Raw genomic sequence first — 9,233 nt, 5'->3', positions numbered from 1 at the left:
CGGTGGATAAAGGTTGTGATTCAAAACGTTCCCCTTCAACAATATAATACGCAATCATAAAAAATAATTTTTTCTATTTTGAAGTGATTGAAAATTATATCGAGGGATTGCTTTGGGAACGTCACAAATAATCTTCCAACATAAAACATTCAGCTCCGAAAAAAACAATCAAAAATATTTTTTTGTTGGCAAACCTATTTCTCATAAACTTTCTTTACACTTAATCTCAAAGTTTTACCGTTTTCTCCACAAAAAAAGCCTAAGACATCAACTGCCCTAGGCTCTAACTTTTTTAATGAATTGAACCCATTAATTTCTTAATTGGTTCTTTGATTGTGAATAATAAAATCCCACCGATGATTGCAACGACTCCGATAATCCCAAAATATGCTGATTCAGTTGCCGGTGTATAAAAACGAGCGATTTGCGCGTTAATTGCTTGTGATGAAGCATCTGCTAAGAACCAGATCGCAATTGTTTGTGATTCAAACGCGCGTGGTGCTAGCTTAGTTGTTACAGATAGACCAACTGGTGATAAACATAATTCTGCAATTACAATGATGAAGAAGCTACCAACCAACCACATTGGACTTACTTTTCCAGCTGTTCCATATAATAAACCTGGTAACATCAATAACAAGTAAGAAAGCCCAGCAAATAACAACCCAAGTGCAAATTTTACAACAGTTGATGGTTGTTTTTGTCCAAGTTTCGTCCATAAAGTAACGAAGACAGGTGTTAGAACAAAAATAAAAATTGGATTTAATGATTGGAACCAGCTTGCTTGGATCGTTACACCAAATAAAGTTGATTGTGTTCGTTCGCTAGCAAATAACGCAAGAATCGATGAACCTTGCTCTTGTAATGACCAGAAAATAATTGCTGCTAAAAACAAGGGAATATATGCTAATACTCGTGGTTTTTCTTCTGCAGAAACATCTTTTGACGTTAACATTTTTACAAAATAGAACACAGGTAGAACAATTCCAAGTATGCTAATCGAATTAACAAAGAAATCAATAGAAAGATGACCAGTTAATTGTGCACCACCAAAAATAGCAATGATGACAACAATCGCAATAATAAAGTTACGAATAAAACCTTTACGTTCTTCTGGTGTTAATGGGTTTGGAGCTTTTGTTCCAACACCATCTAATGTTTTGCGGCCTTGGATGATGTATTGTAGTAGACCGAAGAACATCCCAAATGCTGCTAACGAGAAACCTAAATGATAGTTATATTCTTGACCTAAAGTCCCAACAATCAGTGGTGCTAGTAATGCCCCCAAGTTGACACCCATATAAAAGATTGAGAAACCTGCATCACGACGTAAATCTGTTTTTGAATAAAGATGTCCCACCATTCCGGACACATTTGGTTTCAATAAAGCTGTCCCCATAATAATCAATGCCATTGAAATAAATAAAGCACCTACTCCAAATGGTGTCGCTAAAACAATGTGACCAAACATGATGAATACTCCACCAAAAAATACTGTTCGTTTTGCTCCAAGTAAACGGTCGGAAATCCATCCACCAACAATGCTTGACATAAATACAAGTGAACCATAAATCGACATGATTGCTAAGGCCGTTGTACGTGGTAATCCAAGACCACCATTGGAAACTGCGTCATACATATAATAAAGAAGTAATGCACGCATTCCATAATAACTGAATCGTTCCCACATCTCTGTGAAGAACAATGTTGATAACCCCTTCGGCTGACCAAAGAAGCCTTTATCTTGTTGATTTTCCATAATCTATACCTCAATTCTTTAAATTTTCAGAAAATAATAAACATATTACCTGAAAAATTTAACTGAAAAACTTATCTAAGAAATATATACTTCTTTTCTATAAAAATAAGTAAAATTCAATGACAAAATAATAAGAATAAAAAAACACACATTTAATAATTATATAGTTCCTCTCGATAAACTGACTAAAAAAAGTCGTTAAAGCAGTTAAGTAACCGCTATCACTCTTTTTGCTTTCTCATTTACTTTTTCCTAAAAAAATTTCCATTTTTTTGAGCTTTTCTATTTACTTACTTTTTGTAAGATGATATACTTCATTTTGTATTCAATTACAAAAAGTAAGTAAAAAAACAACATTCAAAGGGAGACTATACTATGACTACATTTACAAACACTTTAAAAAATCGCCGTTCGATCTATCACTTAGGACGTAACGTTTCATTATCAAACACAGAATTAGAAGCACTTATTAAAGAAGCTATCAAAGAAAGCCCAACTGCTTTCAACGCACAATCAACACGCGCTGTTATTCTTTTCGGTGACGCTCACGAAAAATTATGGGAAATCACAGAAGAAGCACTTCGCCCATTAACACCTGCTGAAGCTTTTCCTAATACACAACAAAAATTAGCTGGCTTCAAAAATGGTTACGGAACTGTTTTATTCTTCAAAGACACTGATATCGTTAAAGGATTGCAAGAACAATTTGAACTTTATGCAGACAACTTCCCAGATTGGTCAGAACAATCAAATGGTATTGCAACAGCAAATACTTGGGTTTCATTAGTCGAACAAGGACTTGGCGCAAACTTACAACATTACAATCCAGTAATTGATGAAGCAGTTGCAAAAGAATGGAATATTCCTGCAAACTGGAAACTACGTTCTCAATTAGTTTTTGGTTCTGTTGAATCACCCGCTGGCGAAAAAGAATACATGAACGATGAAGATCGTTTCCGCGTATTTAGCTAATTACAAGATTATAAAAAAGGAACACGTCTAGGATTAATCTAAACGTGTTCCTTTTTTAGTTTAAAGTAAACATTTTGATAGAAAATAAAATCTGCTTCGTAATAAAAAATGGTTTCATTCATTCTTTTTGCTGCGATGTTTTCAAAAGAACTTCTCGAAATAACTCACACCTGGTCAAAAATATAAAAAGCTATTTTCGCCAGTTGCTCATTATTTTTTCGAAGCTAACCGCTTTGTGCCACAACCTTGTCCTCACTCTTCATCAATCATAATATCAATCTGAGCATCATCATTTAATCGTTGCGCTAAAAATGGCACCAGCTCCTCTAAAGAAGCGGAAAATTTTAACATCGGCCCACGCCAGCCCTTACGGAAAAAATTCATTTTCACTTCATTTGAACCTTGGGGTTGATATAAAACGATTCGATTGATTTCAGAAAAAGGAACGCCCCGTTTATCAAAGCTATTTAAAACCAAGCCTTCTTCCGTTATCCCACGACTATCCATTAAAAAACTGATGAATATCATTGCGGATAAAACGGCTTTCGCCAAGTCATCCACCGTTGGCTGACTAATGATCGTAAACCAGATAACTAAGACCACAAGAAACGGAACCACCAAGTAAACCCAACGATTTCGTACTGCTTTATAAACAATTTCTCTACGAACGAACCATAGAAATAAAAACATGACAAAAACAAATGCAAACAATAACAAAGTAAAGGTTGTTATCATCGTACATCACCTCTCTTCTCTCATCTCAAGAAAACTTTTCTCTTTATTAAGTCAAGTATATAGAACTTTTTCAAAAACAGCAAAAAGGACACGCAGCAACACTTTTTCATGTTTGAACTACTTGTCCTTTTTATTTTTTATTCAAATGTATCATATTTTGCAACAACCATGCTGGACTTCTCTTCCAATAATTCTTGGTCTTCGTCAGCACATTGAGCAACTTTGACTACGGCACAATTCGTCATTTTTGATACAACTTCTCCAACAACTGGTTGTGTGAATCCAATTGGCTTACAAGAATACTTTTCTCCTAGATTTATCATTTCTTCCGTCATCAAAATCCTCCTACACTGCTGCCCCATTTTCTTTCCTGAAGTAATTTATTCAGGCAGAATGTTCGTTGTCATTACCAATTGATTCTTGTTAATAACTTTTTTGAACAAACCATATTGGCATTATAGCCTACTGGTTTCGTTTTCACAAATAAAACCTCTTTTAAACACGAAAGTTTCGTATAAAATTCATAAAAAAGAACGGAATTATTCATTTTTTCTTCCCCTCATTTTTTAAGTTGAAATAGTTGAAAAAATGATTACTAGCTGTTAATTTTTTTATGTAAACTTCTCCATCAGGAATTAACGTTAAAGTATTTCACATTCACAAAAAAAGCATTATAATAGCAAGAATGTAAGATGTTCCCTTGCGGAATAATTGGGGGTCCTTATGAAAAAGAAAGTTGCAAAAAAATTAAGTGGATTTGTTAGCGTTAGTCTGCTTGCTGCTGGCTCAGTCTATTGGTTAACAACGCCCAACTCAAACGAAACTGCACAACAAAAACAAGAAGACCAAAAGCCTCCAGCTAAAAAGAAATCCAATGAAGCGAATGAAATGATTTTAGATGTTCCACTTGCTAACCAATTTGACGAACCAGCTCTAGAAAATGGCTGTGAAGTAACTGCCCTTTCTATGTTGTTAAATTACTATGGTTTTGAAACGACCAAAAACCTGTTAGCAAACGAACTTACTTATGTCCCTGTGTTTAATGAAGATGGTACACATGGTGATCCAAATGAAGGATTTGTTGGTGATATTTCTGGTGGAGACTGGGCAATGGGTGTCTATGTCGCACCAATTGCTGCACTCGCACAAAAAGTAGTACACACTAGCTACCATGCACAAGCAAAAAAAGAAGCCTCACTTGCTGATATCAAAGAAGCCTTGAATGAAGAAAAACCGGTTTGGACCATCGTCACCATTGAGTTTGAGGTCCCTGATGAAACTGACTTTATGACTTGGACTACCCAAAATGGTGAAGTTTCTGTCACTCCCCTAGTTCACGCTTGTGTCGTAACTGGCTATGACAAGGAAATGATCTACGTGAACGACCCTTATGGCGAAAAAAATCGAGCAGTTCCAATCAATGATTTCACTGAAATCTTTGAAGCAATGGGTGGACAAATGTTAACCTTGGAAAAAAGTAACTAGCGTTCTTTCAAAGAATGACATATACTTTAGACAAGAAGATTCTTATTTGAAGGAGGAGGCATCATCATGGAAAGATTCAATCAAAAAAAACCGAATCCAAATGAAATTCCAATCATTTTTGTACGTGATGATTCTGGCAATGTTCAGGGAAAAGTTTCCGTCAACGAATGGACAAACCGCCACCGTCCTTCCTCTTTAAACCAATTAGAAATCAAATTATATCGTCAAGCTTTAGCGTATTACGCCGAGCAAGATTTGGAAAAAGCGATTGATATCCTAAAGTTTTTGATTTTACAAACCGAATATACTCACTTTGAATATGTTGAGCGTTTAGCAAATATCTATCACTTGAAAAATGAACTACAACTTGAATTAAAACTTCTCTCGTCAACTATTTCCGTTGCTGAAGTTACAGGTCTACCTTCTGGTCTGGTTAGAAAAATCGAACGTCGAATCGAGCGAATCAAAAAAAACAACTAACAGGCAAGATAAATTAGTTGCGTTTTTATAAATAAGTGCTAACATAAACTTGCATTGAGTCATTGGGATGTAGCCAAACTGGTAAGGCACTTGACTCTGAATCAAGCAATTGCAGGTTCGAACCCTACCATCCCAATTTGGGTTCACGTTTTCTTATCATTTCAAAAAGGAGTTGCGACAATCGTCACAACTCCTTTTTTTATTCTGCTTTTATCTTGATTATCCAATAAGTGCTAATGCCTTTTCAGGAACTTCGTTTTTGTCGACTTCTTCGTACGTTTCGACATGTGCGCCTTTATTCGTTAATTTCAAATAACGTTCTTCCTTTAATACACCAATCCCATTAAACTCAACTGTCCGTTTTTTTCCATTTTTATCTACCGCTTCCTGGATATAAGTTGCTGTTCCGTAACTATTGACAGCGTCCGGCTTTTTCGTTTTTACATAAACTTCTCCTTCCGTTACCAAAGGATTTAGTTGGTCCATTATACCAGCAAATTCACTGTGTTGATTTGCTGTATACATTTTTAATCCAAACAAACTTAACCCGCCAATCAGAATAATTCCTACAAAAAATTTAACTACTTTCATTTTCCTACCTCCTATGATGTTGCACTTATTATAACTAGAAACAGAAGGTAGAAACCTCCGACCAGGGAATGAGTTTTCCCTCATACTTTAGCAATGCAATCAAATTTCATAACAACTATTATTCAAAAAACACTCGTTATCTGGTAAACTATGAATGTAAAAGTAATCTGAACATGAGCATAATAGCATTTTATATTGTTATTCGTTACTTTTTAATAACTTTTAATAACTATAAAGGATGGGGTAAAAATGAATAAAGATGAACTAATCGCAAAAGTAAAAGAAATGATTAATGAAGGAAACTTGGACGAAGCAAAACAATTTGTCGAAGATCATAAAGATGAGCTTGGTAGCTATGTTGAGCAAGCAAAACACCTTTTGAAAGATATTGATGTTGATGGAATCACTGATAAAATCAAGAATCTGTTTAAATAAAGCTTGTGGCTCCAAGCGTTAAGCTTCAAGGAATAAGGAATCCTTTCTAAAAATAACTTCTCATATTGTTATGAAACAGAGACTTCTTACCGAGTAAACCACCATGGAAATAACACAAATAATGTTATCAAAAATTGTAACATATAACACTCAGCTACAACTAGCTATCCATAAACATGGGTTGAGACAAAAGTAGCCTAAATAGAAAAACGCCTAAAATTCGTTTTTGAAAACGTTGATTTTAGGCGTTTTTTAAATTGAAAATGTGTTAAGAACGACTGGTTTTTAGTTTTTGCCCAGTCTATTTATTATGCTAGTGTTTTTCTGAGTAATTTTCTTTTGTTGTTAAACTAATAACAGTTAAATAACCACCTCAGGTTTTCTTACCCTCTTCTGGATCTTGCTTTTCTAAACAGTTATCTACAAGCTAGCTGGTTTAGCTATCCTAATGATGCTTATTTTGGGAAACGGTAATTTTTTCAAATTTTCCTGCAATAGGTTTATTTCTTCAAACAAGACGGCTAAATAATTTTTATTTTGCTATCACTTTTGATTCATTGGGCTTATTTTCCCCTAGTCAACGCTCTTAATCTAGCTTTTTGTCAAAAACTAATATAAACGTGTTGGATCATAGTGATAGGTAACGTTTCCGTTCAAGGATGCTTTTCCAACCACATATTTGCGGTCTTCCAACTTTAACCAAGCTTCCCGGAAGGTCATTACCTCATCATGCTTGACCTCGATTTTTTCGATTTTTCCAGCAATCAATGCTTGGATTTGTTCATCATATGGATTCATTTTTTCTTCCTCCATTGTTAATACGTAGTAAAAACTGGTTCATAGATTTTTTTCGTATCCAAATCTTTTCTAACTTTTACTGTTGTGTAGATGATTTTTTCAACCGGAATACTATAAAATTCTTCTTCGCCATTATTAAAACGGTGAACCTCTTTTTTGCTTAAAATACCATTGATTTTATTCGTCAACACCCGCTTTTCTACACTGTTGCTGACAACATAATAAATCACTCGAATATTGTTCACTAAATGTAAGTCAATCTCTAATATCACATGGTCCATGAAAATTTTCATCCTCTCTTTCAGGTCTGATTATATCAGGAATTTGTGAGACAATCAAAATCAATCAGCAGATTAATTGCGTACTTATCACAAATGTGCTTGCACCAATCAACTTAACATGTTATTTTGTAACATGGACTTATTTTAATATAGGAGGCGCCCCATGCTGATCTTGGGTCAATTATTCTTTTATATACCTTTTTTTATTATGGCTTTGATTACATTCTATTATATTCACTGGACGAGAAAAAAAGTTTCCGTTTTAATTGCTTCTCTCCCTAGTGCTTATTTCACTTATCAAATTTTTACTATTCGTCATTGGGAGACTACCTCTTTGCTAGCCAAGTATGTCTTTGGGCTTACGATTTCAGTTATTTTGCTGATTGTGTGGTTATTCATCTTATATAATAAACAAAACTAACGTTATCTCTTTCAAAACTCACATTTATTATGCGTTCGTTTGAAACTCTTCAACCAGCTAATTCTTCTTAGCTGGTTTTTGTACACAAAAAACATGAGTTGCATTATTTCCTACAACCCATGTTTTCAACTTTCTTCTATACTATAGAAGAAAAAAGATTTACTCATTTAAATCTTCCCTTTTTTGTAAAAATTCTTCTAGATCATCCAGAGCTTGTTGTGTATGCACGAAATCTTGACTGTAAAGCGATGCTAGTCGCTCAGGCAAAATAAACCATGATGGATGATAGCCGTTTGTTGTCACAGGAAACCCTTTATCTAGCCGATTATCCCCATCCCATCGAACAGCAATCGTCTTCTTCTCTTTCCATTTTACAAATGCTGTCGAGTAGCCTTTCTTGGTCTTCGTGCCATCCTCAATAATTGACAACACTTTGATTTTTTCTTTAGGAGCCGATACATCTTGTGGTTGAACCATTTTATACACCAACTTTCCTTATTTTACTACTAAAACATTACATGGGGCATGTGTCACTATATATGAAGTTGTCGAACCGACTAATGCTTGCTGAATTGCTCCTTTACCCGTTGCCCCCATCACAATCAAATCAATTTGTTCCTTATTAGGAATATCGACTCCAATCAACTCACGCGGATCACCAGTCTCAACGACGGCATGGATCGAATCAATACCATATTCCTTTGCATCATTGATTTTTTTCAACATTTCCAATTCAATTGCTTCTTTTTCCTCTGCATAAATTTTTGAAAATGCGTAAGCACTATGGGTTAATTCAACTTCATTAATAATCGAAACAATATATAAACTTGCATGATTTTGTTTGGCAATTGCCATTGCTTCAGAAAAAGCTTTTTCTGATTGTTTTGATCCATCAACAGCAACCAAGATGTTTTGATAACTGATAGTCATTGAAACCGCCTCCCTTTTCTTTTATTGTATCATCACCTACTTAAATTCAAAAATATATGCACTATTTCTTCAAAAATTCCTTTAAATACGAAATTTTTTTTGCTTTTACGCGCAAAAAACAGAACATACTTTCTCATTTTTCACCCTTAACAATCATTGATGTGATTACTTTATGTGCTTTTTTTCATTTTACCCACATTTTTTGATAATATTTTTGTTACAAAAAACCTGATTCTGTTACAAAGTGTCATCAATCTTTTACCTATGAAATCTTTTCACATGATAAAGTATGTCCATGTTGAAAAACACTTAACAAAAACTTTTATGATTCGAAGGAGAATATATA

13 protein-coding genes and 1 tRNA gene are annotated in these 9,233 nt (G+C 34.5%); 6 read left to right on the top strand and 8 right to left on the bottom strand.

Features of this window, described 5'->3' with window-relative positions:
- Positions 1 to 292: 292 nt before the first annotated feature.
- Positions 293 to 1,759: a peptide MFS transporter gene (locus AB3I20_RS00070; RefSeq protein ID WP_067482393.1), complete on the bottom strand. Its 1,467-nt coding sequence runs from the start codon at positions 1,757 to 1,759 to the stop codon at positions 293 to 295.
- Positions 1,760 to 2,134: 375 nt separating this feature from the next.
- Here AB3I20_RS00070 and AB3I20_RS00065 point away from each other — a divergent pair, with 375 nt between their 5' ends.
- Positions 2,135 to 2,731, top strand: a complete 597-nt coding sequence (locus AB3I20_RS00065; RefSeq protein WP_067482395.1) for a nitroreductase family protein — start codon at positions 2,135 to 2,137, stop codon at positions 2,729 to 2,731.
- Between the two features lie 252 nt (positions 2,732 to 2,983).
- Here AB3I20_RS00065 and AB3I20_RS00060 read toward each other — a convergent pair whose 3' ends face one another.
- Together AB3I20_RS00060 and AB3I20_RS00055 are read right to left on the bottom strand one after the other, a co-directional pair.
- Entirely contained in the window at positions 2,984 to 3,466 is a 483-nt protein-coding gene (locus tag AB3I20_RS00060) for a hypothetical protein (protein ID WP_067482396.1), read from the bottom strand.
- A 137-nt stretch (positions 3,467 to 3,603) separates the two neighbouring features.
- Positions 3,604 to 3,801 (bottom strand): hypothetical protein, encoded by a 198-nt coding sequence (locus AB3I20_RS00055; protein WP_067482398.1) that lies wholly within the window; start codon positions 3,799 to 3,801, stop codon positions 3,604 to 3,606.
- Positions 3,802 to 4,189: 388 nt separating this feature from the next.
- Between AB3I20_RS00055 and AB3I20_RS00050 the strand changes: the two genes are divergently transcribed.
- The 3 genes from AB3I20_RS00050 (at position 4,190) to AB3I20_RS00040 (ending at position 5,567) form a co-directional block, all read left to right on the top strand.
- Positions 4,190 to 4,951 (top strand): C39 family peptidase, encoded by a 762-nt coding sequence (locus tag AB3I20_RS00050; RefSeq protein WP_368026783.1) that lies wholly within the window; start codon positions 4,190 to 4,192, stop codon positions 4,949 to 4,951.
- A gap of 66 nt (positions 4,952 to 5,017) precedes the next feature.
- A complete protein-coding gene (locus tag AB3I20_RS00045) occupies positions 5,018 to 5,431 on the top strand; it encodes a hypothetical protein (RefSeq protein ID WP_086270885.1) in 414 nt (137 codons plus the stop codon).
- Between the two features lie 63 nt (positions 5,432 to 5,494).
- A tRNA-Gln gene (locus tag AB3I20_RS00040) sits at positions 5,495 to 5,567 on the top strand.
- An 83-nt stretch (positions 5,568 to 5,650) separates the two neighbouring features.
- On the opposite strand, the gene AB3I20_RS00035 is transcribed toward AB3I20_RS00040, so the two are convergent.
- Complete coding sequence (locus AB3I20_RS00035) at positions 5,651 to 6,022, bottom strand: YxeA family protein (RefSeq protein ID WP_067482404.1); 372 nt, start codon at positions 6,020 to 6,022, stop codon at positions 5,651 to 5,653.
- 249 nt (positions 6,023 to 6,271) lie between these two features.
- On the opposite strand from AB3I20_RS00035, the gene AB3I20_RS00030 reads away from it, so the two are divergent.
- A complete protein-coding gene (locus AB3I20_RS00030) occupies positions 6,272 to 6,457 on the top strand; it encodes a hypothetical protein (RefSeq protein WP_067482405.1) in 186 nt (61 codons plus the stop codon).
- A 609-nt stretch (positions 6,458 to 7,066) separates the two neighbouring features.
- On the opposite strand, the gene AB3I20_RS00025 is transcribed toward AB3I20_RS00030, so the two are convergent.
- Together AB3I20_RS00025 and AB3I20_RS00020 are read right to left on the bottom strand one after the other, a co-directional pair.
- Positions 7,067 to 7,255 (bottom strand): hypothetical protein, encoded by a 189-nt coding sequence (locus AB3I20_RS00025; RefSeq protein ID WP_067482407.1) that lies wholly within the window; start codon positions 7,253 to 7,255, stop codon positions 7,067 to 7,069.
- Between the two features lie 17 nt (positions 7,256 to 7,272).
- Positions 7,273 to 7,536, bottom strand: a complete 264-nt coding sequence (locus AB3I20_RS00020) for a hypothetical protein (protein ID WP_067482409.1) — start codon at positions 7,534 to 7,536, stop codon at positions 7,273 to 7,275.
- Between the two features lie 163 nt (positions 7,537 to 7,699).
- Here AB3I20_RS00020 and AB3I20_RS00015 point away from each other — a divergent pair, with 163 nt between their 5' ends.
- Complete coding sequence (locus AB3I20_RS00015; RefSeq protein ID WP_071869000.1) at positions 7,700 to 7,957, top strand: glucose uptake protein; 258 nt, start codon at positions 7,700 to 7,702, stop codon at positions 7,955 to 7,957.
- A 159-nt stretch (positions 7,958 to 8,116) separates the two neighbouring features.
- Here the strand turns inward: AB3I20_RS00015 and AB3I20_RS00010 are convergent, their stop codons facing one another.
- Positions 8,117 to 8,434: a hypothetical protein gene (locus AB3I20_RS00010; RefSeq protein WP_067482413.1), complete on the bottom strand. Its 318-nt coding sequence runs from the start codon at positions 8,432 to 8,434 to the stop codon at positions 8,117 to 8,119.
- An 18-nt stretch (positions 8,435 to 8,452) separates the two neighbouring features.
- Positions 8,453 to 8,887 (bottom strand): universal stress protein, encoded by a 435-nt coding sequence (locus AB3I20_RS00005; RefSeq protein ID WP_067482415.1) that lies wholly within the window; start codon positions 8,885 to 8,887, stop codon positions 8,453 to 8,455.
- Positions 8,888 to 9,233: the final 346 nt, after the last annotated feature.

This window comes from Enterococcus sp. C50 (assembly GCF_040887505.1).
GTDB classification, from domain to species: Bacteria; Bacillota; Bacilli; order Lactobacillales; family Enterococcaceae; genus Enterococcus_B; species Enterococcus_B thailandicus.
This window is presented reverse-complemented; position numbering and strand designations above follow the sequence as displayed.

Excerpts from the sequence above, each read along its gene's own strand:
- AB3I20_RS00070 (WP_067482393.1), bottom strand. The coding sequence starts at position 1,759 with ATGGAAAATCAACAAGATAAAGGCTTCTTTGGTCAGCCGAAGGGGTTA.
- AB3I20_RS00065 (WP_067482395.1), top strand. The coding sequence starts at position 2,135 with ATGACTACATTTACAAACACTTTAAAAAATCGCCGTTCGATCTATCAC.
- AB3I20_RS00060 (WP_067482396.1), bottom strand. The coding sequence starts at position 3,466 with ATGATAACAACCTTTACTTTGTTATTGTTTGCATTTGTTTTTGTCATG.
- AB3I20_RS00055 (WP_067482398.1), bottom strand. The coding sequence starts at position 3,801 with ATGACGGAAGAAATGATAAATCTAGGAGAAAAGTATTCTTGTAAGCCA.
- AB3I20_RS00050 (WP_368026783.1), top strand. The coding sequence starts at position 4,190 with ATGAAAAAGAAAGTTGCAAAAAAATTAAGTGGATTTGTTAGCGTTAGT.
- AB3I20_RS00045 (WP_086270885.1), top strand. The coding sequence starts at position 5,018 with ATGGAAAGATTCAATCAAAAAAAACCGAATCCAAATGAAATTCCAATC.
- AB3I20_RS00035 (WP_067482404.1), bottom strand. The coding sequence starts at position 6,022 with ATGAAAGTAGTTAAATTTTTTGTAGGAATTATTCTGATTGGCGGGTTA.
- AB3I20_RS00030 (WP_067482405.1), top strand. The coding sequence starts at position 6,272 with ATGAATAAAGATGAACTAATCGCAAAAGTAAAAGAAATGATTAATGAA.
- AB3I20_RS00025 (WP_067482407.1), bottom strand. The coding sequence starts at position 7,255 with ATGAATCCATATGATGAACAAATCCAAGCATTGATTGCTGGAAAAATC.
- AB3I20_RS00020 (WP_067482409.1), bottom strand. The coding sequence starts at position 7,536 with ATGGACCATGTGATATTAGAGATTGACTTACATTTAGTGAACAATATT.
- AB3I20_RS00015 (WP_071869000.1), top strand. The coding sequence starts at position 7,700 with ATGCTGATCTTGGGTCAATTATTCTTTTATATACCTTTTTTTATTATG.
- AB3I20_RS00010 (WP_067482413.1), bottom strand. The coding sequence starts at position 8,434 with ATGGTTCAACCACAAGATGTATCGGCTCCTAAAGAAAAAATCAAAGTG.
- AB3I20_RS00005 (WP_067482415.1), bottom strand. The coding sequence starts at position 8,887 with ATGACTATCAGTTATCAAAACATCTTGGTTGCTGTTGATGGATCAAAA.